Genomic DNA, 23941 nt, shown 5'->3' with positions numbered 1-23941 from the left:
CTTTGGTACCACCGGGGCTTTTTTATGCCTAAAGAGAAATTATATGTATTCAATTATTCAAAAATATCTATTCACCCAAGATGCAGAATGGAGCCATGACTTCACTATTAATTGGTTAAGACGAACGCAAAATACCCCCTTCAGTTTTATTTACAAGCAAAGCATTGCCGCTAAACCTGTTACTGTTTTTGGCATTACATTTAAAAATCCTGTGGGTTTAGCTGCAGGGTTAGATAAAAATGGGGAATGTATTGATGCATTTGGCGCTATGGGTTTTGGTTTTGTAGAAATAGGAACAGTCACACCTAAACCTCAAGCGGGTAATGATAAACCTAGAATGTTCAGACTACCAAAAGGGCAGGCGATAATTAACCGAATGGGGTTCAACAATAAAGGTGTAGACAACCTAATTGAGAACGTAAAAAAATCTAAATACGATGGCGTATTGGGTATTAACATCGGCAAAAATAAAACCACTCCAGAAGAAAATGCCTTAGATGATTACCTTATTTGTTTACGTAAAGTTTACAATTATGCAAGTTATGTCACTGTAAATATTTCATCACCAAACACGCCAGGTCTCAGAAATTTGCAGCATGGAGATGCACTAGAAACACTTCTGCAAGGCCTTAAAAAAGAGCAAAAATTATTAGAAGTAGAGCACGGAAAATATGTACCGATTCTCGTTAAGATCGCCCCCGATCTAAGTGACAAAGAAATTGTCGACATGTCAAATTCTTTGATCAATGCAGAGATCGACGGCGTCATCGCCACCAACACAACTTTAGACAGAGATCTTGTTGCCGGACAACAAAACGCTGAAGAAATGGGTGGGTTAAGTGGTGCGGTGTTACAAGCTAAAAGCCAGGCTGTAGCAGAGAAATTATGTAAAGAGATCGCAGGTAGGATACCGGTTATAGGAGTAGGGGGCATTCACTCCGGATCATCAGCCAAAGAGCGGATCGAAGCAGGATCTCAGCTGATCCAAGTGTATTCTTCATTGATCTATAAAGGGCCATCTTTGATCAAGGAGATCGTAAATTCCTTATAAGGATCATGGGGGGATCTAGTTATTTTAGAATAATTAAATATGGCAAATTAGCACCATAAGTTTGTAAATTTGTGTTAGTTTTTAGGCAATAATTTTACTAATAATTGGTGCTTAATTTTTATGTTACAGCCTATGGCAGATTGGTTTTGGTTCTCTGAAAATGGTCAGCTAATGTTGTCCATGGGAAAAGAGTGGCAATGTACAACTGCTTATAATGAACAACATATTGTTAACTTACCTGCAGATAGACAACTCTTTAGTTTAAGAGATACAGAAATTTATCTTTCTATTGGAAACTGTTTGTTAAATAGTGATGCGGATTTCTCTGAAGCACAGTTAACACATATTTTAATTAATGCGACCGCCGCTCTAATTTTTCATAGACCTATCTCCCCCAAAAGTTGGCTGTTCGATGAAGTTGAATATTTTGGGGTGAATCATAAGCTGGCAAAAATAAACACGGCGTTTGGTACTGGAGTCGTCTTGGTGTTGTGCGATCAACTACAGCTAGCGACCTGCATGTTAATATCCAATGAAATACCAATTACTAACAAGAAGTGTCTAAAACAGTTTGAATTGGTCAAGGTGGCGTTAAATCGTTTAGAACCTCTTCTGATTGCGTCAGGCTCTCAATTAACAGCTTAGTCCTGAAATTTCAGTATTTAATCCAATCCTTTTCCTGATTAAACATGCGCTTAGTGCATATTTACCGTATAATCGCGCCCGTTTTAACGTCATATCCCTGTGAGATACATAATGTTTGAATTTTTAGTTACCACTTCTAAAGGCCTAGATGGTTTGCTGTTTGATGAGATAGCAGCTATTTGTCCTGATGTGGCGTTAAAAAGTAAGCCTGGCCAGGTTTTAGTTACCGGTGAGTTGAGCGATGCCTATAAGATATGTTTATGGTCAAGACTAGCAAACCGCGTATTAGTTAAACTGGCAGAAGGCGACATAGATACTGCAGAAGATGTCTACAAAGTAACTGATAAAGCTAACTGGCCCAGTCATTTTGGTGTAAGTGATACCTTTATGGTGGACTTCAATGGCACTAATCAAAGCATCAACAATACTCAATTTGGTGGCCTCAAGGTAAAAGACGCCATAGTCGATCAGTTTTCAACGTTTTTTGATGAACGCCCTTCCGTTAATAAGCTTACGCCAGACATTCGGATTCAAGCTAGATTATGGCGCAATGTTTTAGCTGTTTATATTGATATGTCAGGCCAAAGTTTACATCAACGCCATTACCGCGCTAAAACAGGTTTAGCACCGGTTAAAGAGCATTTAGCGAGTGCAATGTTAATTAGAAGCGGCTGGACACAACACATTGAACAGCCTTTATTAGATCCCATGTGCGGCGCGGGAACGATTGCAATTGAAGCGGCTTTAATTTCAAATAATGTTGCCCCCGGTTTAAGCCGTAAGCAATGGGGCTTTGATGCATGGAAACAACACGAACAAGCACTTTGGGACGAGCTTAAGGAACAAGCTGATAGTCAAAAACAAACACCAGCGGGTAAGATATACGCAAATGATATCGATAAGTCTGTTGTCGAAATTGCAAAAGAAAACGCCCGTATAGCTGGGGTGGCAGATTGTATAACCTTTAGTACAAACGATGCATGCAAATTTGGTTTGCTCAGTGATGACACGGGTTACATTGTGACAAACCCGCCTTACGGTGAAAGATTAAGTGATAGCAACAAACTGATCCCTACTTTTCAAAAATGGGGAGTGGCTTTAAAACAAAACTTTAAACAATGGAATTTATCTATATTAACTTCAGACAGAGACTTGCTCCGTCAAATGAAGTTAAGTTCTAAGAAAGAATACAAGCTCATGAACGGTAAGCTTGAGTGTGTACTCGTCAACTTTGAGTTAGATGAGCGTAATTGTATTGTTCGTGAAATAAAACCTATCAATAATGACTTTGCTAATCGTCTTAAAAAGAATTTACAAAAAACAGACAGATGGTTAAAAAAGCAAAATACTAACTGCTACAGAATCTATGATGCAGATTTACCTGAATATAATGTAGCGGTTGATAGATACGCGGATTATTTAGTGGTGCACGAATATGCAGCGCCAAAAGATGTTCCTGAACACAAAGCAAAGAAACGTTTACAAGATGTCATTTTGTCTTTACCTCAAGTAACGGGTATTGATGCAAATAAGATAATCCTTAAAGTTCGAGAGCAACAAAAAGGTAAAAATCAATATCAAAAAGTGTCGCAACGTAAAGAAACCATTGAAGTCTTTGAAAACGGCGCCAAGTTTATCGTTAATTTATTTGATTACTTAGACACAGGGTTGTTTTTAGACCACAGAATTACCAGACAACTGATACAACAAAAATCTAACTGTAAAGACGTACTTAACCTATTTGCCTATACCGGTAGTGTATCTGTTCATGCCGCATTAGGAAGAGCAAAGTCCATTACTACGGTCGATATGTCGAATACCTATATTGATTGGGCGAAAGAAAACTTTAAGCTAAATGGTCTTAAAGGAGCATATGAATTTATTCAAGCGGATTGTTTAACTTGGCTAAAACATCACAATAGTAAATATGATTTAATGTTTATTGATCCTCCTTCATTTTCAAACTCTAAAAGAATGGAATCTACATGGGATGTACAAAGAGACCATATCAACTTATTGAGTGATGCTCTTAAATGTTTGAATCCAGGTGGTGAGATTATATTTTCTAACAATCTACGCCAATTTAAGTTAGATGAGGCAACCTTGACCAAAATGGGTGTCAGCATTAAAAATATTTCTAAACAAACGTTACCTGAAGATTTTCAGAGAAACCCTAAAATTCATCACTGCTGGTCACTTGTTAAACAATAGGACTATTTAACCTTATGTCATTAATGTTTTATTCAGGAAAAGAGTGTTGCTTGTGCGACCAAGCGGAGTCTTTGATTAGGGAAGTATCTCCATCTGCACTAGCACAAACAACCAAAGTTGATGTGCGTTCAAGTGCAGACTTATACCATTTATATGGAGCCAGAATACCTGTGCTATTTAATGAAGAAAGCCAACAAGAATTGCCTTGGCCTTTTAATAAAGAACAATTAGTAGAGTTTTTATCTTGAGTTTATTTCAATTAAAAAATGCCAGTATCATTTTAGGGCATCCACCATTATTAAATGGTATCGAATTAGTTATTCAACCGGGTGAAAGATTATGTCTTGTAGGGCGTAATGGTTGCGGCAAGTCTACATTACTTAAAGTGATTGAAGGCGAAATTAAACTAGATGATGGCCAGCGTATTGTTAATAGCGACGTTAAAATTTCTCGCCTGCCACAAGATCCGCCTTCAAGTGTGCAGTGCTCATTGTTTGATTATGTTTCTGAGGGGTTGGCCGAAGTAGGGCAATATCTAAAAGAGTATTTTCAGACGGCAGATTTAGTGGCAGAAGATCCTTCTGACGCAAACTTGTCTAAGCTCGAATCCTTACAGCATAAAATCGACCATCACAATGGTTGGCAATTTGAGCAAAAAATCCAACAAATTTTAACAAAGCTACAGCTCGACCCAACCCAACAACTTAGCGACTTATCAGGTGGCTGGCGAAGAAAAGCAGCCTTAGCTAAAGCGATGGCCAGTGAGCCAGATGTGTTGTTACTTGATGAGCCTACTAACCACCTTGATATTGATATGATCAAATGGCTAGAAGACGCCATAGCGGGATATTCAGGAGCGGTAGTCTTTGTCAGCCATGATAGAGCTTTCATTAGAAAAGTAGCGAGCAGGATAATAGATTTAGACAGAGGAAACCTAGTTAGTTACCCAGGAAGTTACCAAGCCTACATTGAACAAAAAGCCCATGATTTGGAAGTTGAAGAAGCGCAAAATGCCTTGTTTGATAAAAAGTTAAGCCAAGAGGAAACTTGGATAAGACAAGGGATAAAAGCCCGTAGAACCAGAAATGAAGGCAGGGTGCGGGCACTTAAAGCGTTACGTTTAGAACATTCACAACGAGCTAATAAATTAGGGCGCGCTAAAGTTAGTGTTAGTGAGTCAAAGAGTTCTGGAAAAATTGTGTTTGAAACAGAAGCGCTACATTACAAAATTTCTGATAAGTTAATCGTTGAATCATTAACAACTACTATAATGCGCGGTGAAAAACTTGCGTTAGTTGGCCCAAATGGTTGTGGTAAAAGTACTTTGATAAAGCTTTTACTTGAAGAGTTAAAACCGACATCAGGTATTGTAAAGTCTGGGGCAAATATTGAGGTTGCTTATTTTGACCAACATAGAGACCAACTTGACGGCGAGTTAAGAGTTATCGATTGTATAGCCGACGGTAAGCGTGAAGTAACCTTAAATGGTCGCACTAAACATGTAATGAGTTATCTCCAAGATTATCTGTTTACCCCAGAACGTGTTAACTCTCCCGTAAAATCGTTATCAGGGGGTGAGAAAAACCGCTTACTTTTAGCAAAATTGATGCTAAAACCTAGTAACTTACTCATACTCGATGAGCCAACCAACGACCTTGATGTTGAAACTTTGGAGTTACTAGAAGACACAATTGCAAACTATCCAGGAACTGTAGTTTTAGTGAGTCACGACAGGGAGTTTGTAGACAATGTCGTTACCTCAAGCTACTTCTTTGAAGGTAATGGTATAGTCAAGGAATTTGTGGGTGGCTGCACTGATATTGCTAATTGGTATCAACAATTAGCGAGCAATAAAAATTCAAAACCTGAAACTAAATCAGAAACTAAGAGTCAAAAAACGAAGTCCAAAGAAGCAAGTACTAAAAAGCTATCATATAAGCTTCAACATGAATTAGAATCGTTACCTTTAAAAATTGAATCCTTGGAAAACCAGATTGAAAGTTTACAAGCAAAAGTAAATGACGCTGAATTTTTCAAACAAGATGCATCCGTAACCGATCCCGTATTGAATGAATTGAATGAGATACAAACAGTACTCACTCAATCTTATGACAGATGGGACGAAATCGAAGGCATGCTCGAATAAAACATAAGCAGTAAGCAGGATATTACATGATTAAAAAAAGGCTGGCTGTAGCATTATCTATAGCCCTTTTATCAATAAGTTCAGTAGAAGCCGCAAAGTATATAGTGGTTGAGTTAGATGTTGCGAATGAAGGTCAGGATAGCTTTCCAACTGCCATTAATGATGACGGTGAAATTTCAGTTAATGTAAAACTTCCATATGATATTCCAATTGATATAGATTTAATTAATTTTGATTCTGTCGTATTGACAGATTCCGAAGCAGCGAGTGTTGGCAATATTAATGAGACAGATTACGAATTACTACTAGCTTATATTAGAAGGCAACAAGAAGGCTCTCAGTTCTTTCAACAGATCGCAGATACAATTAGCTACCAAGCGTCAGAAGATGAGACCGACTACATTCCGGTATTTGATCAAGAAGCATCAGCAGATGGTGACTACACCTTAAGTTCAAATGTAAATACCCGAGATATAAATAATTCTGATTTTTCAGTAGGTAGTAGCCAAGGATACTTTTCTAAAGTTGATTACCAATTTGAAAATGGCGTAGAAACTACATTTATAGTCTACGAGTTTGGCGCTAGGGGGTTTGTATCCCGCAATGGGCAAACTACTGAATTGCCCCCGCCAGAAGATTTTGCCGGTGGCTATAGTGAGGCCTATGGAATTAATGAAAGCAACCAAGTAGTAGGGTATGGGACCACAGAGTTTTTAAGCGATACTTACGAACTTGCTGAAGAAAGTTGTGAAGATGAAGATTTGAGAGGTGATATTCCATATGAGTCATGTATATCAAGTCTAGCTTCATCTCTTGCAGGTGACCCAACGCTAGCTTCGCAATTAAGAGGCTTAGTTTGGGAGCTTGATGATAATGGTAACCTATTAGATACCATTGAATTAGGTATTTTATTTGAACCAGAAGCCGAAGACATCGCCAGTTATACAAGCCGAGCCCATGCCATAAATGATAATGGTATTGCTGTTGGAATATCCCAAGGCGAATATACTACTAGTAATGCGACAGTCATTCGAACCTACGGAGTTGTTTTTGACGGTGATGAAGTATTAAACTTAACACCTAACCCCGATCTTACTGTTGCAGCAAGTTCTGCAACTATTAGCTCAGCTACAGATATAAATAACAACAATCTAGTAGTTGGCTATCAAGTTCAAAGAATTAACGGTGTCAATCGAGATAAATTTTTTGTTTATGATATGAGTTTAGGTGAATTAGAATTTCCAGATGATTTTTTCCTGGGCTCTGAAAGCGTAGCCTTGGCCATTAATAACAATAATTTAGTGGTTGGCTACGGTGAAGTTGAAGCATCACTAGGACAAAGGCGCTCTGAAGGCTTTCTATATGACCACAATGTAAAAGAGTTTAATAGAATAGGGGACTTAATAGATTGTGATTCTAAATATACAATAGTCCAAGCCAATAGCATAAACGATAACGATGAAATTGCTGCAACAGCACTTTATCAAGCCCCTTTACGAGACTCTAGGGGCGAATTAGTCATTGATTCTGGTGGTAACGAAATACTGGTAGATACGGTAGGCGCTGTGAAATTAATTCCTATTGAAGGTGGTGAAGCAGATACCTGTGAGGTGCCTGAAGATGAAGTTGCTATGCCTCGTCAAGGAGCCTCAATTAGCTGGCTATTATTGTTTTCTGGAATGTGGCTAATGTGGCGGCGTTTAACCAAAAAGTAAAAATCTAGTTGTTAAAAACCGCTTAATTGCGGTTTTTTTATATCTAATTTTTAGGCTAAAAAGCGCAACTAGATTTCATATTACCGTTGTGTTTAAAAAAAGATTTTTTAGATAAAATTGTTTCATAGTTAAAAGATAATGAGTTTCAATAAGTTACCCATAAAGCAATGTAAATATGTAGTTTTAGTATTGAACCAAGTCAACATTTGCATTATTGGTATGTTGTAGTTCACAAGAACTGCCAACTAATCCTTCAACCCAAAGAGAGAACTCCATGAAAAGACAGAAAAGAGACAGACTTTCCAGAGCACATTCCAAAGGTTACCAAGCAGGCATTTCAGGGCGTTCAAAAGATAATTGTCCGTTCCAAAGTTCAGAGGTGAGGTCGGAGTGGTTAGGCGGGTGGCGAGCAGCCATAGGAGATCGAAATTTAGGACTAGTTAAATAAAAAAAAAGCCCCGACAGGGGCTTTTTTATAAAAAGTTGTTAATGGGCGGTTAATTAGAAGCTACTAGTGTCTTGAAACAAACCAACTTTTAAGTCCTTAGCTTGATAAATAACCCTACCATCAACCGCCACTGTACCATCACCTAAACCCATAAATAATTTACGCTTGATGACACGTTTTAAATCGATACGGTATGTGACTTTCTTTGCTGTGGGCAAAATTTGTCCAGTAAATTTAACTTCACCCACACCTAATGCACGCCCTTTACCTGGACCACCAGACCACCCCAAAAAAAATCCAACTAATTGCCACATGGCGTCTAATCCTAAACAACCAGGCATGACAGGGTCACCAGGAAAGTGACATTCAAAAAACCAAAGGTCAGGGGTGATGTCTAACTCAGCTTCAATATAACCTTTATCAAACTCTCCGCCGGTTTCATGTATCTCTACAATTCTATCCATCATTAACATATTAGGGGCGGGGAGCTGACTATTACCTGGTCCAAATAAGTCACCTTGGCTACAGGCTAAAAGTTCTTCTCTCGTGAAACTATTTTGTTGTATTGTCATTCTATATACTTGCCTAAATTATTTTAGAGAGTAATTTAGCGAACACTTGTAAGCTAAACAACTCTGAACAGTCAAAAACTACTACTTTTTATCAAAAATAGACATAAAAAGTATAAAAGACACAATTAAGAGCACAATGAATAAATTAAAAGCTAACGCAAATGCTGAAAAACAAAAACGTTTTCGTGAAAGACAAAAAGAGAAAGGTAATAAACAAGTTAGAGGGTATGTCACACCTAACGCCAAATTTTGTTATAACGAAATCTCAGAGAAAACCGGTTGGACAGATAGTGAAATACTATCCAATTCGTTACGCATAACCTATGCAGCCTACAAGTGTGGCCAAATAAAGTTATTAAATGAATGGCTGAAAGATAATAATAACTAATAAAAACATAAAGTTAAGTAACAATGCTAGTAATCGATGTTATGAAGTCGATGTATTAAGAGGTTTTGCCATTGTTTTAATGGTTATCTTTCATTTTTGTTATGATTTAAGCACGTTCGGGTGGGCATCTTATAACACTGGCCAAGATATAGAGTGGCGAATTTTTCGAGCGATTATTGTTAGTTCATTTTTACTCGCTGTCGGTATGAGTAGTTATTTGGCATATCACAAACACCTTAATTTAAATAAATTAGCTAAGGCCACCAGTAAGCTTATTTTGGTTGCTACATTCTTGACTATTAGCAGCGTATTTATGTATCCAACCACTTGGGTCTATTTTGGCATTATTCATTTAATAGCAGTAACGTTACCGATATCAGTGTTGTTTGTTCGAATACCCACAATTTCACTCATCGTTGGGGTTTTGGTTATTTTCTTTTACAGTTTAGGCTGGCTGTCAATGGAGTCTATATGGCGTTGGTCTGTCTCTAATATTGGCATACCCAGGAGAACGGTAGATCTCGCAAGCCTAATACCATGGATAGGCGTCGTGTTAATTGGGGTATTTGTGATGCATAAACACATATTTTCAATAAAACTTCCTGAACATTATATTTTAAAAAAGTTAGCAATGTTAGGCCGGCACTCATTAATTATTTATTTAGTGCATCAACCAATAATGTATGGGATCTTGCTGGCGATAAAATCTATTTAATCGTCATGCTCGATACACTTATATTTGAAACTCCACAGGTTTCTAACTCTGTATAAATACTTAAACTTTAATACGTGTTGATAAAGATATAGCCACTTGTATTTAGTTGATAACATTATTGAATTATCAAGGTAAGGCTATGCCAATATAAGCATCATTGGCCTATGTGCTACATAGATACTTGAGTTCCTATAATGTATATTATGTTAAATTAAATATATTAATACATATTCCATTACTAACTAGTGTTTAAACAAATACATCTGCTAGTCACCGACACTACCGTATTTGAAGTTGCCGCAACATACTCTTGTTATTTTATGATGACTTTGCACTACTGGGTTAATGTGTGACAACTGATCACAGGTTCAGTTAGCTTAATTAATAAGAATAAAGCTTCTGACATTCCTTAAGAAAAGCATTACCATATATTTTAACTAACTCTTTATATTGTGGTGCTATGGAATTTGCATTTATCCTTCTTGCCTTTGCTTGTGGCTTTGGTGCTAAACTTTTAGGTTTACCCACACTTATAGGTTACTTAACAGCTGGGTTTGTTTTGAATTATTTAGGCTATCAATCGACTGATAATCTTCAATCACTGGCGAACCTAGGCATCACTCTGATGTTATTTACAATTGGCCTAAAACTAAACGTTAGAGATTTATTGAAAAAGGAAGTTTGGCTAGGCAGTATTTCTCACACCTTAGTTTGGATTACCTTAGTTAACGTATCTTTAGCTGGATTTACCTGGTTAGGGTTAGAGGTTTTCGCAGACCTAGACTTTAATACTCATTGTTTATTGGCATTTTCATTAAGTTTTAGTAGTACTGTTTGTATTGTAAAAATACTGGAAGAAAGCGGTGAAATTAAGACACGTCACGGTAAATTAGCTATTGGTGTTTTGGTTATGCAAGACATAGTAGCGGTACTTTTTCTGGTAATAGTGACAGGAAAAATCCCTTCAGTTTGGGCCCCTTTATTATTAGCTTTGTTTTTTATTAAGCCTATATGGGCCAAAATATTAGAAATAGTAGGCCATGGAGAGTTGCTAGTTTTAACTGGATTTATGTTGGCATTGGGTGGATATCAGTTATTTGAAATCGTAGGTATTAAAGGAGATTTAGGGGCTTTAGTTGTGGGGATGATTATTGCAACCCACGTGAAATCTGCGGAAATGTCTAAATCATTAATGGGGTTTAAAGACCTATTTTTAGTAGGATTTTTCTTAACAATAGGGTTCAGTGCCCTACCCACTTTAGACTTGCTGATGACTGCGATCTTGCTTTGTCTATTTATACCCATAAAATTTATAATATTTTTTAAACTATTTCTAATGCTACGGCTTAGAGCGCGAACAAGTTATTTAGCGAGTTTAGTTCTTTCTAATTATAGTGAATTTGGACTAATAGTTGTCGCATTATTAGTTAGCATTGGTTGGTTAACAGCCCAGTGGCTGGTAATTTTTGCGTTAGCGGTTTCTTTTTCATTTGTGATAACAGGCCTTATTTATAAGACTTCTCATAATCAGTATGCAAGGTATAAAGACTCTCTAAAGAATTTTGAGAAAACAATACGCTTGAAAGAAGATGTTTACGTACAGCCAACTGGGGCGCAAATAATAGTAGTGGGTTTAGGGCGTGTTGGTAAAGGTGCCTATTCCTCTTTAACAAGTATTTTAGGTGATAAAGTGTGGGGAATGGATGCTGACCCAGTTAGGATTAGGAAGCTTGAAGAGGAAGGTTTCCAAGCCATGGTAGGTGATGGTGAAGATGTTGACCTATGGGAAAACATGGACCTTAGCCATGTAGAACTGGTATTGCTGGCACTACCTTCTATTGAGGATATTTGTAATATTACAGAGCAATTGATGCATGCCAATTACAAAGGAAAGATTGCCTCAATCGCCCGTTATGAAGATGAAATTCAACCGCTACTTGATGCTGGTTCTGACAAAGTTTTCAACTTTTTTACAGAGGCAGGAATGGGATTTGCTGAAGAAAGTTTGCAGCTGATAAAACATAGCTCAAGACTCAATAAAGACTAATAACAAGAATCATTATCACTATGTATATTATTGTTTTATAAAGGTTTTTTATAAGTTTGATTGGTATTTAAAGTATTCGCATACTATAATGCGTTCATCGGCTATATCTATGGACCAACTCTATGAAAGGTGACAAACAGATAATCAGTGTACTTAATGAAGTATTAACCTTTGAATTAACTTCAATTAATCAATACTTTTTACACGCTAAAATGTATAAAAACTGGGGGTTTGAAAACCTAAGTAAATTTACCTACAAAAAATCAATTAAAGATATGAAGCAGGCCGATGAGTTGATCGAGCGCGTTTTGTTTTTAGAAGGTATTCCTAATTTGCAGTTATTAGGTAAGTTAATGATTGGAGAAGAAACCACAGAAATGCTGAGCTGTGATATGACTTTTCAACAATCTCAAATTCCTTTACTGAAGAAAGCTATTAGCCTGTGTGAAGAGCTCCAAGATTTTGTATCAAGAGATTTATTTGAAGGCATTTTAAAGTACGAAGAAGATCATATAGATTGGATAGAAACTCAACAATATCAGATTACGCATATGGGTATTGAAAATTATCTGCAAAGCCAGTTAGAGGAAGATTAATATGCTAGGTAAACAAATCATTATAGATAAACTCAACTCCCTACTGGCTTATGAATTAGCAGCAATGGATCAATACTTTATCCACTCAGAAATGTATCAAGACTGGGGACTTACTAAGCTGTATGAACGTATCTCCCATGAATTTGATGATGAAAAAGGTCATGCCACTAAATTAATTGAGCGTATGTTGTTTCTTGAAGGCGTGCCCGATATGACTAAGCGTGATGGTTTAGTTATTGGTACTGATGTTCCAAGTATGTTGGAAAGTGACTTAAGAGTTGAATATGTAGTTGCACAAGCCCTAAAAGATACCATTAGCCTTTGTGAGACAGAGCAAGATTATGTAACTCGAGATATGCTTTTGGTATTATTGGACGATACTGAAATGGATCACGCACATTGGTTAGAGCAACAACTAGGACTAATTAAACGTTTAGGCTTGTCTAATTATTTACAATCTCAAATGTAGTGTTGTTTTAGTAACCCCTCCCCTAAGCCAGACTCTTGTTGAATCTGGCTTTTTAATGTCTGTGAGTTTCAAAGTTAAAAAACCATGATTGAGTCACTTTCTCTGTATTTTCAGTTTGTATAATAAGCTGCCATTTCATATCAGGCTCACTGCATGCACCTAAAAACAATAAGCCATCGTAGGTAAAACTTGAGGAAATATGAGTAACATTTTCTAATATTACGGCTGTTTTACCCATATACATATTTATTCCCTGCACCCATATTTGTTTGATTTTTAAACTATCACTTAAAGTAATCGTCAGCTTTAATTCTTCTTCTAGTTGGATGGTTTGCAAAAACTTAACAGATACGACTTCACTTTGGGTATTCAATTCACATTGCGTTTTATTATCTAGGTTGCATTGAGTGTTTGTTTTTAGGCCAAAATTATTGCTTTGGCTAAACAAAAAGCCAATTACAACTAAAATAATAGCGATAGTGATCAATGTTCGGGTAAAAAAGGTGGGACTCACAATTTCTCAACAGGTAAACTAAAGACTAAATAAGTGTGATAAAAAAAAAGAGCGCTGACAAGGCTGTTTTATCTTTCTTTTTAGTAATTATATCCCTAGAATATTTAGGGTTATGGATCATATTAAGCTAAATATCAATTGCTTAGCTAATTGGGCAAATATCAGACTATGCTGTTTTTTATTTGTGAAAAGTCAGTAAATTTTATGTTAACAGAGTGGAAGATTCATTAAATGAGTGAAGCTATTCAAGTACATCCCGAATATAACTATAAAGTAATTCGGCAGTTTGCGGTCATGACCGTTGTGTGGGGCATTATAGGCATGGCAATGGGTGTGTTTATTGCTGCTCAACTATATTGGCCTGCATTAAACTTCGATACGCCTTGGTTAACCTTTTCTAGGTTAAGACCATTACATACCAATGCTGTTATTTTCGCTTTTGGTGGGTGTGCATTGTTCGCTACATCGCTATATGTGGTTCAACGAACATCTAATGTAAGGTTATTCAGCGATAAGCTGGCTACATTTACTTTTTGGGGATGGCAAGCGGTTATTGTTTTAGCCGTGATCACGCTACCTATGGGTCTTACAAGTTCAAAAGAATATGCTGAGCTAGAGTGGCCAATTGATATTCTTTTAGCATTAGTTTGGGTGTCCTATATAATTAACTTCTTCGGCACCATGATTATTCGTAAGGTTTCTCATATCTATGTAGCAAACTGGTTCTTTGGTGCGTTCATGATCACCGTTGCTGTTTTGCACATTGCTAATAGCATGGTTATTCCAGTTTCATTAACTAAGTCCTACTCGATTTATGCTGGTGCGGTAGATGCCATGATTCAATGGTGGTACGGACATAACGCAGTTGGATTCTTCTTAACTGCTGGCTTCTTAGGCATGATGTATTATTTTGTACCTAAGCAAGCTGGACGCCCTGTCTATTCATACCGCCTATCGGTAGTGCATTTCTGGGCACTTATTTCATTATACATTTGGGCAGGTCCTCACCACTTGCACTACACTGCCCTTCCCGACTGGACACAGTCTTTAGGTATGGCAATGTCTATCATTCTATTTGTTCCATCTTGGGGCGGCATGATCAACGGAATCATGACGTTATCCGGCGCATGGCATAAGTTACGAACCGATCCAATTTTACGATTTTTAGTGGTCTCTTTGTCATTCTACGGTATGTCTACCTTTGAAGGACCAATGATGGCTATTAAAACGGTTAACGCATTATCACATTATACTGACTGGACAGTTGGTCACGTACATTCAGGTGCCCTAGGTTGGGTTGCTATGGTGTCAATCGGCTCTATATATCACCTCATTCCGGTGTTATTCGATAAGCCCAGAATGTATAGCATTAAGTTAATTAATGTTCATTTCTGGTTCGCCACTGTGGGTGTAGTTTTATATATAGTCGCTATGTGGATGTCAGGTGTACTTCAAGGGCTAATGTGGCGTGCAATTAATGACGACGGAACACTAACTTATAGTTTTGTTGAATCTCTTGAAGCATCAAAACCATTCTACTTTGTTCGATTCTTAGGTGGTGTTTTAGTCGTGATTGGAATGTTGATCATGGCCTACAACGTCTACAGAACGATTAAAAGTGATAGTAAAGAACAGGCGGTAGAGCCTGAAGCGCAAGCGGTGTAAGGAAGTCTATCGATGAAAAATGCACATGAAATAATTGAAAAAAATGTCGGGCTTATGGCCATTCTTATACTAGTTGCGATTAGTTTAGGGGGGATGGCACAAATAACACCGCTTATGTTCCAGCAACAAACTATGACGCCAGTGGATGGCTTAACACCTTATACACCTTTACAAATGGAAGGGCGTGATATTTTCATCCGTGAAGGATGTGTAGGCTGTCACAGTCAAATGATCCGTCCTTTTAGAGCTGAAACAGAACGTTATGGTCACTATTCAGTTGCTGGTGAATCAGTTTGGGAGCACCCGTTTTTATGGGGTTCAAAACGAACTGGTCCTGATTTAGCACGTGTTGGTGGTCGTTATAGTGATGCGTGGCATCAGGTTCACCTAATCAACCCTAGAGATGTAGTTCCCGCATCTAACATGCCTGGGTTTCCTTGGTTAATGGAAAATACTCTAGACGGCGAATTAACAGCGAAAAAGCTATCAGTATTTAGAGACTTTGGTGTTCCTTATACAGATGAAGATATTGCTGGTGCGAAAGACGCCGTTAAAGGTAAAACAGAGATGGAAGCATTAATTTCATACTTACAATCACTTGGCACGGCGTTGAAATAATATGGATTACGCAACGAGTGGCAGTATCTATACAGTTTTAGTGTTTGTTTGTTTTATAGGAATCGTTTGGTGGGCATACAGTAAAAAATCTAAAGCAGGCTTTGATGAAGCAGAAAAGCTAATTTTTGATGATGAACCCCAACAAAATAATCGGGAGTCTAAAGTAGATGAGTAGTTTTTGGAGTATCTGGATTTCAGTTATAACACTGGGGTCAATTTTAGGTTGTTTTCTATTGTTACGCTGGTGTCTGTCTAATCAAACGGGCGTTAAAGAAGGCGAAGATATGCATCATGAATTTGATGGCATTATCGAAATTAACAATCAGCTTCCTAAATGGTGGACGTACTTATTTTACATATGTATCGCTTGGGGATTGATTTACTTAGTTTTATACCCTGGTTTAGGAAACTTCAAAGGTTTATTGAATTGGCAGAGTTCTAATCAAAAAATTCTATCTTTGGAAGAGTCTAGAGCTGCAATTGAACTTGTTAAAGATAATGGTGTAATTAGCCAATATGATAGAGAAGTGGCATTTGCTAACGAGCTTTACGCCCCTATCTTTGATGGCTATTACAAACAGCCGATTACAGATTTAGCTAAGGATCCTGAAGCTCTTAAAATTGGGCAACGCTTATTTAGTCAAAATTGTTCACAGTGTCATGGGTCTGATGCACGTGGTCAACGAGGGTTCCCTAACCTAACTGATGACGATTGGCTGTATGGTGGTACACCTGAAAAAATCACTGAAACTCTCATCAATGGTAGGCAAGCATTAATGCCAGCCCAGTTAGATGCTATGGGTGAGCAAGGGATAAAAGAACTGGTTTCTTATGTACTTAGCCTTAGTAATAGACCAGAGCTCGACCAAGACTTGGTTGATGCTGGTGAAGCTAGGTTTGCAATTTGTGCGGCATGTCATGGTCAAGATGGTAAAGGTAATTACGCATTTGGTGCCCCTAACCTAACCGATCAAACATGGTTGTATGGTGGTACTGAGAAAACAATTACTGAAACCTTAACCTACGGTAGAAATGGTGTTATGCCATCCTTTAAAAATACCTTAGGTGAAAAGAAGATCCATTTAGTCGCTGCATATGTATATAGTTTGTCTCAAGACAAATAGGCACAATCAGTTATAATGAGAGCCCCTGCCTATGCAGGGGCTTTTTATTTTGTAAATTAAACTTAGAGCACCCCAACTAGATGCAATCAACACCTTCAAAGATTTGGTATAAACAATTTTGGCCATGGTTTTTAATATTTGTTCCTCTAACGTCAATGGTCTTAAGTTTTACTATGATGAGATTGGCTTTTAATTCTGAGGACAGCATGGTAGTTGATGACTATTATAAAGAAGGCAAAGGCATCAATTTAAAGTTTCAAAAGGTACAAAAAGCCAAAGACCTTAATATTCAAACATCGGTTAAAGTGTCTGCTGAATATGTAGCTATAAGCTTTGTATCAGGAGCACCTAGTAAGGGGGAAGTGTTAACACTTAACTTCTTTCACTCTACCCAGGATTTCAAGGATTTTTCTGTGACTTTGTTAAGAGACGCAAAAGGTGTATATCGCTCACCTCTTGAGACAGACATATCAGGAAAATGGCAAATTAGCCTACAACCTTTAGATGAAGACTGGAAAATTCAAAAAGTAGTTTCCCTCCCTACAGCGCAAGCTTTTGAGTTAAATCCTTAGTTTCATGGACATAAAGTGTTTCCACTGCGGGCTAGATGTTCCAGCTGGCTCTCATTATCAAACAACAGTATTGGATAAACCCCAGCATTTTTGTTGCCCTGGGTGTTTAGCCGTCGCTGAATCAATAGTGGAAAACGGTCTGGAGGACTATTACCACTACCGCAGTGAGTTTGCTGAAAAAGCCTCTGAAAATGACGAAGACATACTTGAAAAATTATCTGTATTTGATGATGACCTAATACTTAGCGAGTTTGTTGGTAAAAACAATAATACCCATGAAATTCAATTAACCATTAGTGGTATAAATTGCGCGGCATGTGGCTGGCTAATAGAAAAACAACTTTCAAAGCTAAAAGGCATAGTACAGGTTGCTGTGAATGTATCAGCAAGGCGGGCAATAGTCAGTTGGGACAGTGACTTACTGCAATTAAGCGCAATCTTAAAACACATAGAAAACATTGGCTATCATGCCAAGCCCTTTCAACCAGAACAACACGAAGCATCATACAAGCAAGAAAACCAAGCATTTCTTAAAAAATTAGGGTTAGCCGGTTTAATGACTATGCAAGTCATGATGTTAAATATAGGCGTGTTTTTCGATTTATTTGGGCACATAGATGAACAAACAAAGCAATATTTTAATTGGGTGAGTCTGTTATTAACCACCCCTGTTTTATTGTATTCAGCATCAGGGTTTTACTCAGGTGCGCTAAGAGCTCTCAAAGCTAAGTCTGTCAATATGGATGTTCCAGTTAGCTTAGCTTTGTCATTAACATATTTATCAAGTGTCCTTGCAACCTTCCAAAACACAGGGCAAACCTATTTTGAGTCTCTGAGTATGTTTGTATTTTTGTTACTGATAAGTCGATATTTGGAGCATGGCGCACGTTATAAAGCATCACAATTATCGGCTAACATGCTTGAATATATGCCAACTATGGCCAATTTAGTCGAGAACAAGCAAATACGTCCAGTACTGGCTAAATCTTTAAAATCAGAGCAGTTAGTGTTAGTTAAAGCCGGAGAGCTGGTTCCCATTGATGGAACAATAGTTGACGGGCAAGGACAGCTAGACGAAGCCTTGTTAACGGGTGAATTCGAACTAATTAGTAAAACAAAAGGTGAAAAGGTTTATGCAGGTACGGTTAATCAGTTAGGTACATTAACCATCAAAGTCACCAGTACTTTAAAGCATTCAGTATTAAATCAAATTAACCAACTTCAAAGTCAGGCCTTGGCCAATAAACCAAAGATAGCTGGAATAGCGGACCGATTTTCTCAATATTTTGTCGCAGTAGTATTATTAATTTCCGCTATTACTTATCTAGTTTGGTACCAAATTAACCCAGAAGAAGCGCTATGGCATATGATAGCTGTGCTAATAGCAACTTGCCCTTGTGCCTTAGGCCTAGCAACACCCTCGGCTTTGTCTTGTGCTGTCGCTCATTTAAATGGTAAAGGTATTTTGTTAAAACGAGCCGACGCACTAGAACAAATATCAAATGTAGATTGGGTGGCATTCGACAAAACTGGCACCTTAACAGAAGGAAAGTTTTCACTAAGTCAATGTGTAAACAACACGGATAAGCGAGATGAACACTGGCTTCAAATTGCTGCTTGTTTAGAGCAATATTCAGAGCATCCAATAGCTAAAGCATTCGAAGATATTCAATGCCCCTACCCTGTGGTAAATTTTTCAACAATAATTGGTAAAGGCATTAAAGGAACAATCAATAATATTGAATATAAATTAGGCTCTGAACTGTACATGGAACAAGAGATACCAAAGTCTTTGCAGATATGTAACGTATTTCTACAAGCCAACAATCGAGTACTTTGTGGCTTTGCATTAGCCGATAAAATTCGTCTAAGTACGATTGCTATATTAGAAACATTTAAGGATAAAAAGGTGACCCTGATTAGTGGCGATGCTGAACCAATGGTGTGCGCTATTGCCAAGCAATTACATATCCCTGATTGGTTATCTAAACACACACCAGAGCAAAAATTAGGCGTGATAAAAAAAGCTCAGAAAGATGGGTATACCGTTCTAATGGTGGGCGACGGTATCAATGATGCGCCAGTATTAGCTCAAGCCAATGTATCTGTTACTTTAGGAGTAAGTTCTGATCTAGCTAAATCTTCAGCTGATGTAGTGCTACTAGATAACTCATTAGATAAAATTAACCTAGTTTTTAATATAGCCAAACGTTGTAAAAATAAAATCAAGCAGAATATAGGCTGGGCCATAGGGTATAATATTTTGGTATTACCATTAGCAGTCTCTGGAGTATTAACGCCTTGGATGGCTGTCATTGGTATGTCTCTTAGTTCCTTAATTGTGGTAATCAATTCAATTAGACTTTTAAAGTAATGGAAGGTGTTTCGTGAGTATTATTTATGTGTTGATCCCCATTGCTATTTTATTAGTCTGTATAGCAGTATTCGTGTTTTTTTGGGCCGTTAAATCTAACCAATTTGATGATTTAGAAAGACACGGCAGTAGCATCTTGTTCGACGATGACCTACCTAAACATAAGCAAAACTCAACTCCCCCTACTTCAGAAAAAAATGAATGAGCTATCATTTCTTTCTGCCTTAATAATTGGTCTGGCGGGAGGTATTCATTGTGTGGGAATGTGCGGGGGTATTGTAGGGGCATTTTCTTATGCTATTCCTAAAGGTGCGTCTACTCAGCTGTATGCCATTACTTATAATATAGGTAGGGTAACCAGTTATACTGTCGCTGGTGCCTTAACCGGATGGTTAGGTCAAATGGTATCCCAACAAGTTGATCAAGGCATAGTGATTCTGCAGTTTCTAAGTAGTGTGTTCTTAGTCATATTGGCTCTTTATATTGCAGGTTGGTGGCAAGGTTTAACCAAAGTTGAAGCTATTGGCAGCCTATTTTGGAAAGTTCTCCGCCCTTGGTCGAAGAAAATATTACCCTTCAAAAGTCCGTTACAAGCATTACCTTATGGCGCTATTTGGGGGTGGTTACCCTGTGGTTTAGTATACTCAGTTCTTACTTGGTCTTTAGCCAGTGGCTCAGCCATTAATGGTGCAAAAATAATGTTAGGTTTTGGATTAGGCACTTTACCTATCATGTTCTTGATGGCCTTAGGGTTTGAAAGATCTAAGACCTATTTACAGCTACCGGTCACCAAAAAAGTGATAGGGATATTATTGCTAATGTTTGCAGCTTTTCAAATGTATCTAACATTTCAAAATTCCTTAAAGTAAATATCTCAACTTTATTACTAAACCAAGCGTTAACGTAACGGTTGACAGAATTTAAATTATTTTCATAAACTGAGAAGGTGTTAACTTTTTAAATTTAAGAGGTAAGCCAATGCAATACGATAAAATTTTAGCTGTTATTGAAGCAGATTCTACACAACAAAAATCCCTCTCCAGAGCCCTTGAAATCGCACGAATGAACCAAGCAAGTATAACTGCCTTCCTATGTATTTATGATTTTTCCTATGAAATGACAACTATGCTGTCTATGGATGAGCGGGAAAATATGCGACAGGCTGTAGTTGACGATAGAACGGATTGGCTTAAAAATTTAGTAGCTAAAACCATAGGACGAGAGTTTATTGATATAGATATTAAAATTGTTTGGCATAACCGCCCCTACGAAAGCATCATTCGAGAAGTATTAGAAAATGGTTTTGATTTAATAGTTAAAGGGACGCAACAACACGATACCTTGGAATCTGTTATTTTTACGCCTACAGATTGGCATATTATGCGTAAAGCCCCTGTCCCTGTGCTCTTAGTTAAAGAACACGATTGGCCTATAGGTGGTAAAATAATCGCTGCTATCAATGCGGGGGCAAACGATGCAGACCATTTATCTCTTAACGAACAGGTCTCCAAGCATGCAAATAGCTTTGGAAGTTTATTAGCTTCAGATGTCCATTTGGTTAACGCTTATCCCAGTACACCACTTAATATTGTTATGACAATTCCTGACTTTGATCCGGTAACACACCAAGAAACTGTCAAAGAACACCATCAATTATCACTTCAAACCCATGGAAAAGCATATCAAATCTCTACTGAGCTTTGTCATGTGGCGATGGGGTTACCCGAAGACGTCATTCCAGACTACGCCTCGAAACTTGATGCTGAATTAGTCGTACTGGGGACAGTGGGTAGGCAAGGGATTTCTGCAGCACTTATAGGGAATACTGCTGAACATGTAATAGATAAGCTAAATTGTGATGTATTAGCCATTAAGCCTGATGGGTTTATATCCCCGATAAAATTATCTTAACCAATTTTAAATGGTCTATTTGTTGCCTTGCCTATCAATGCAAGTCAAGGCCTCTTTAAAACTTCCATTGTTTCAAAGCCTACCCCTTAGACAGCCAACCAATATAGGGTATAATTTGCCGATAATCGCCTAGCCACAAACTTTCAGTTTATTTAAGTAAGATAACCATGAGTCATATGCCTAACCAAGATCTAAAACCAAACCCAAACGCTCCTAAAAATCGCAAACGTATCAGGCATTTTACCGGTAAGGCCATTGCTGATTTTAATATGATTGAAGAAGGCGACAAAGTTATGGTTTGTCTGTCTGGTGGTAAAGACAGCTACACCATGTTGGACGTACTGCTTTATAAACAAAAAGTCGCACCGATCTCATTTAGTATCGTGGCAGTTAATTTAGATCAAAAACAACCAGGATTCCCCGAACATATCTTGCCTAAGTATTTAACAGAGTTAGGGGTAGACTTCGAAATTGTAGAAGAAGACACCTACTCTATTGTGGTCGACAAAGTACCAGAGGGTAAAACAACTTGTGCTTTATGCTCTCGTTTACGTCGAGGCATTTTGTATAAAACAGCAAGTCGTTTAGGAGCGACAAAAATAGCATTAGGTCACCATAGAGACGACATGCTGGAGACACTAATGTTAAATATGTTTTATGGTGGGCAATTAAAATCTATGCCTCCAAAACTAGTAAGTGATGACGGTAAACATATAGTAATTAGGCCTCTAGCATACTGTGCAGAACAAGATATTGCTGAGTACTCAGCTAACATGGGCTTTCCTATTATTCCCTGTAATTTATGTGGCTCCCAAGAAAACTTACAACGTAAAAAAATTAAAGGCATGCTCCAAGACTGGCAACAACGCTTTCCTGGCCGTATAGAAAATATGGCTAGAGCCTTACAAAATGTGGTGCCATCTCACTTGGCTGACAATAACATTTTTGCATTTGAACACTTAAGTACTCAAGATACTCCTTATGAAAATGGAGATATTGGATTTGATGAGCCAGAGGTTAAACACGACACTGTGACATCTGAAACCAATCAGTCAATCAATATAGTCACTCCACTAGCTGTAACCAACCTCTAAGGAAAGTATCATGAAAATTGGATTAGCTTTAGGGAGCGGTGCAGCTCGAGGGTGGGCACATATTGGTGTGATACAAGCCTTAGAAGAAATGGGTATCAAAATTGATATAGTAACGGGCTGTTCTATCGGCTCTTATGTTGGAGCAGCCTATGTTTCAGGTAAATTACCCGAGTTAGCTGAGTGGGTAGAAAGCCTAACAGAATGGCAAGTGTTTTCTTTAATGGGGGTGGGCTTTCACAAAGGCGGCTTGATGAGCGGCCAAAAGGTATTTACGGCCCTTGAAGACAATTTCAGCTGTGAAACATTCGAGCAACTAGATATGCCATTTGGGGCAGTTGCTACAGACTTATACAGCGGCAGAGAAGTTAACTTTTTATCAGGTTCAATTGCTAGTGCAGTGAGAGCCTCATGCTCTATACCTGGCTTATTTCCGCCGAGTCTACATGAAAACCGGTGGTTAGTTGATGGCGGGGTTGTCAATCCTGTTCCTGTTAATATGTGTAGGATGCTAGGAGCTGACTTTGTCATTGCCGTGAACCTAAGTGCAGATTTTAGGCCCCAGTCATTGGTAAACCGAGAAATAGATCACGGTAATAACCAAAAGAAAACATCAGACTTTTTTAAACGTAGCCATAAACAGATTCAACAATGGTTTAAGAAAGACTCTCATACCTCAGAAGTGGTAGAAGAACCGTTAATAAAAGAAGCAGTAGATGAAGATGATGAGCCTTGCCTTACTCAAGAATGTCTCGATATGTTAGAACCTGCTTTGGAAAAACAACAAGAAGAGGATCAAGATCCACAAACTAACGTGCCCGCTCCGCCAGCGCCGTCAATTATCAACGCGATGACGGGCTCTCTAGATATACTATCTGCAAGAGTAACCCGTTCTAGACTTGCTGGAGATCCTCCAGATATCTTAATTGAGCCCCAGCTTAGAGATTTTGGCATGATGGAGTTTTACCGTGCCAAAGAACTAATTTCAGAGGGCCATGGCAGCGTTGAACGCATCGCAGCTCAAATTAAATATCATCTTAGTTTAGATGAGGCTAAGTAAACTCAGAGC

25 protein-coding genes are annotated in these 23941 nt (G+C 38.0%); 23 read left to right on the top strand and 2 right to left on the bottom strand.

Annotation, left to right across the window (positions count from 1 at the left end):
- Positions 1–43: 43 nt before the first annotated feature.
- The 7 genes from pyrD (at position 44) to rmf (ending at position 8216) form a co-directional block, all read left to right on the top strand.
- Complete coding sequence (gene pyrD, locus ABJE44_RS14985; protein ID WP_348111438.1) at positions 44–1051, top strand: quinone-dependent dihydroorotate dehydrogenase; 1008 nt, start codon at positions 44–46, stop codon at positions 1049–1051.
- A gap of 120 nt (positions 1052–1171) precedes the next feature.
- Complete coding sequence (locus tag ABJE44_RS14980; RefSeq protein WP_348111439.1) at positions 1172–1696, top strand: cell division protein ZapC domain-containing protein; 525 nt, start codon at positions 1172–1174, stop codon at positions 1694–1696.
- A 111-nt stretch (positions 1697–1807) separates the two neighbouring features.
- The gene (gene rlmKL, locus ABJE44_RS14975; RefSeq protein WP_348111440.1) at positions 1808–3907 is read left to right on the top strand and encodes a bifunctional 23S rRNA (guanine(2069)-N(7))-methyltransferase RlmK/23S rRNA (guanine(2445)-N(2))-methyltransferase RlmL; all 2100 of its coding nucleotides are present in this window, start codon (positions 1808–1810) and stop codon (positions 3905–3907) included.
- A 14-nt stretch (positions 3908–3921) separates the two neighbouring features.
- Positions 3922–4155, top strand: a complete 234-nt coding sequence (locus tag ABJE44_RS14970; RefSeq protein WP_348111441.1) for a glutaredoxin family protein — start codon at positions 3922–3924, stop codon at positions 4153–4155.
- Positions 4152–6053 (top strand): ABC transporter ATP-binding protein, encoded by a 1902-nt coding sequence (locus ABJE44_RS14965; RefSeq protein ID WP_348111442.1) that lies wholly within the window; start codon positions 4152–4154, stop codon positions 6051–6053. The genes ABJE44_RS14970 and ABJE44_RS14965 overlap by 4 nt, the downstream gene beginning before the upstream one ends.
- Before the next feature lie 26 nt (positions 6054–6079).
- Positions 6080–7768 (top strand): DUF3466 family protein, encoded by a 1689-nt coding sequence (locus ABJE44_RS14960; protein ID WP_348111443.1) that lies wholly within the window; start codon positions 6080–6082, stop codon positions 7766–7768.
- 274 nt (positions 7769–8042) lie between these two features.
- Positions 8043–8216, top strand: a complete 174-nt coding sequence (rmf, locus tag ABJE44_RS14955; RefSeq protein WP_348111444.1) for a ribosome modulation factor — start codon at positions 8043–8045, stop codon at positions 8214–8216.
- Between the two features lie 53 nt (positions 8217–8269).
- Here the strand turns inward: rmf and fabA are convergent, their stop codons facing one another.
- Positions 8270–8788 carry a 3-hydroxyacyl-[acyl-carrier-protein] dehydratase FabA gene (gene fabA, locus ABJE44_RS14950; protein ID WP_348111445.1) on the bottom strand — a complete coding sequence of 173 codons (519 nt, stop codon included), beginning with the start codon at positions 8786–8788 and terminating at the stop codon, positions 8270–8272.
- A 136-nt stretch (positions 8789–8924) separates the two neighbouring features.
- Between fabA and ABJE44_RS14945 the strand changes: the two genes are divergently transcribed.
- The 5 genes from ABJE44_RS14945 to bfr (ABJE44_RS14925) all read left to right on the top strand — a co-directional run bounded on the left by ABJE44_RS14945 (position 8925) and on the right by bfr (ABJE44_RS14925) (position 13003).
- The gene (locus ABJE44_RS14945; RefSeq protein WP_348111446.1) at positions 8925–9176 is read left to right on the top strand and encodes a hypothetical protein; all 252 of its coding nucleotides are present in this window, start codon (positions 8925–8927) and stop codon (positions 9174–9176) included.
- A gap of 79 nt (positions 9177–9255) precedes the next feature.
- Entirely contained in the window at positions 9256–9891 is a 636-nt protein-coding gene (locus tag ABJE44_RS14940) for a heparan-alpha-glucosaminide N-acetyltransferase (RefSeq protein WP_348111447.1), read from the top strand.
- A gap of 460 nt (positions 9892–10351) precedes the next feature.
- On the top strand, positions 10352–11938 hold the full coding sequence (locus tag ABJE44_RS14935; RefSeq protein ID WP_348111448.1) for a cation:proton antiporter family protein: 1587 nt from the start codon (positions 10352–10354) through the stop codon (positions 11936–11938).
- A 122-nt stretch (positions 11939–12060) separates the two neighbouring features.
- A complete protein-coding gene (bfr, locus tag ABJE44_RS14930; RefSeq protein WP_348111449.1) occupies positions 12061–12534 on the top strand; it encodes a bacterioferritin in 474 nt (157 codons plus the stop codon).
- A 1-nt stretch (position 12535) separates the two neighbouring features.
- The gene (gene bfr, locus ABJE44_RS14925; protein WP_348111450.1) at positions 12536–13003 is read left to right on the top strand and encodes a bacterioferritin; all 468 of its coding nucleotides are present in this window, start codon (positions 12536–12538) and stop codon (positions 13001–13003) included.
- 52 nt (positions 13004–13055) lie between these two features.
- Here bfr (ABJE44_RS14925) and ABJE44_RS14920 read toward each other — a convergent pair whose 3' ends face one another.
- Positions 13056–13517, bottom strand: coding sequence for a hypothetical protein (locus tag ABJE44_RS14920; RefSeq protein ID WP_348111451.1), 462 nt, complete (start codon positions 13515–13517; stop codon positions 13056–13058).
- 231 nt (positions 13518–13748) lie between these two features.
- Between ABJE44_RS14920 and ccoN the strand changes: the two genes are divergently transcribed.
- From ccoN to ABJE44_RS14865, 11 genes are all read left to right on the top strand, one after another.
- Entirely contained in the window at positions 13749–15182 is a 1434-nt protein-coding gene (gene ccoN, locus ABJE44_RS14915; protein ID WP_348111452.1) for a cytochrome-c oxidase, cbb3-type subunit I, read from the top strand.
- Between the two features lie 12 nt (positions 15183–15194).
- Positions 15195–15800, top strand: a complete 606-nt coding sequence (gene ccoO, locus ABJE44_RS14910; protein ID WP_133471570.1) for a cytochrome-c oxidase, cbb3-type subunit II — start codon at positions 15195–15197, stop codon at positions 15798–15800.
- Between the two features lies 1 nt (position 15801).
- Complete coding sequence (locus tag ABJE44_RS14905; protein ID WP_133471571.1) at positions 15802–15975, top strand: cbb3-type cytochrome c oxidase subunit 3; 174 nt, start codon at positions 15802–15804, stop codon at positions 15973–15975.
- Entirely contained in the window at positions 15968–16924 is a 957-nt protein-coding gene (gene ccoP, locus ABJE44_RS14900; RefSeq protein ID WP_348111453.1) for a cytochrome-c oxidase, cbb3-type subunit III, read from the top strand. Before ABJE44_RS14905 ends, ccoP begins: the two co-directional genes overlap by 8 nt.
- 80 nt (positions 16925–17004) lie before the next feature.
- Entirely contained in the window at positions 17005–17496 is a 492-nt protein-coding gene (locus tag ABJE44_RS14895) for a FixH family protein (RefSeq protein ID WP_348111454.1), read from the top strand.
- Positions 17497–17500: 4 nt separating this feature from the next.
- Positions 17501–19870 carry a heavy metal translocating P-type ATPase gene (locus ABJE44_RS14890; protein WP_348111455.1) on the top strand — a complete coding sequence of 790 codons (2370 nt, stop codon included), beginning with the start codon at positions 17501–17503 and terminating at the stop codon, positions 19868–19870.
- 13 nt (positions 19871–19883) lie between these two features.
- Entirely contained in the window at positions 19884–20075 is a 192-nt protein-coding gene (gene ccoS / locus ABJE44_RS14885) for a cbb3-type cytochrome oxidase assembly protein CcoS (protein WP_348111456.1), read from the top strand.
- Positions 20068–20739 carry a sulfite exporter TauE/SafE family protein gene (locus tag ABJE44_RS14880; RefSeq protein ID WP_348111457.1) on the top strand — a complete coding sequence of 224 codons (672 nt, stop codon included), beginning with the start codon at positions 20068–20070 and terminating at the stop codon, positions 20737–20739. The genes ccoS and ABJE44_RS14880 overlap by 8 nt, the downstream gene beginning before the upstream one ends.
- A gap of 109 nt (positions 20740–20848) precedes the next feature.
- The gene (gene uspE / locus ABJE44_RS14875) at positions 20849–21781 is read left to right on the top strand and encodes a universal stress protein UspE (protein ID WP_348111458.1); all 933 of its coding nucleotides are present in this window, start codon (positions 20849–20851) and stop codon (positions 21779–21781) included.
- Positions 21782–21957: 176 nt separating this feature from the next.
- Positions 21958–22875 (top strand): tRNA 2-thiocytidine(32) synthetase TtcA, encoded by a 918-nt coding sequence (ttcA, locus tag ABJE44_RS14870; protein ID WP_348111490.1) that lies wholly within the window; start codon positions 21958–21960, stop codon positions 22873–22875.
- Positions 22876–22885: 10 nt separating this feature from the next.
- A complete protein-coding gene (locus ABJE44_RS14865; RefSeq protein ID WP_348111459.1) occupies positions 22886–23932 on the top strand; it encodes a patatin-like phospholipase family protein in 1047 nt (348 codons plus the stop codon).
- Positions 23933–23941: the final 9 nt, after the last annotated feature.

It is taken from the genome of Paraglaciecola sp. (assembly GCF_039942875.1).
GTDB lineage: Bacteria > Pseudomonadota > Gammaproteobacteria > Enterobacterales > Alteromonadaceae > Paraglaciecola.
Note: the sequence above shows the minus strand (reverse complement) of the source record. Positions and strands in the feature narration are given on the sequence as shown.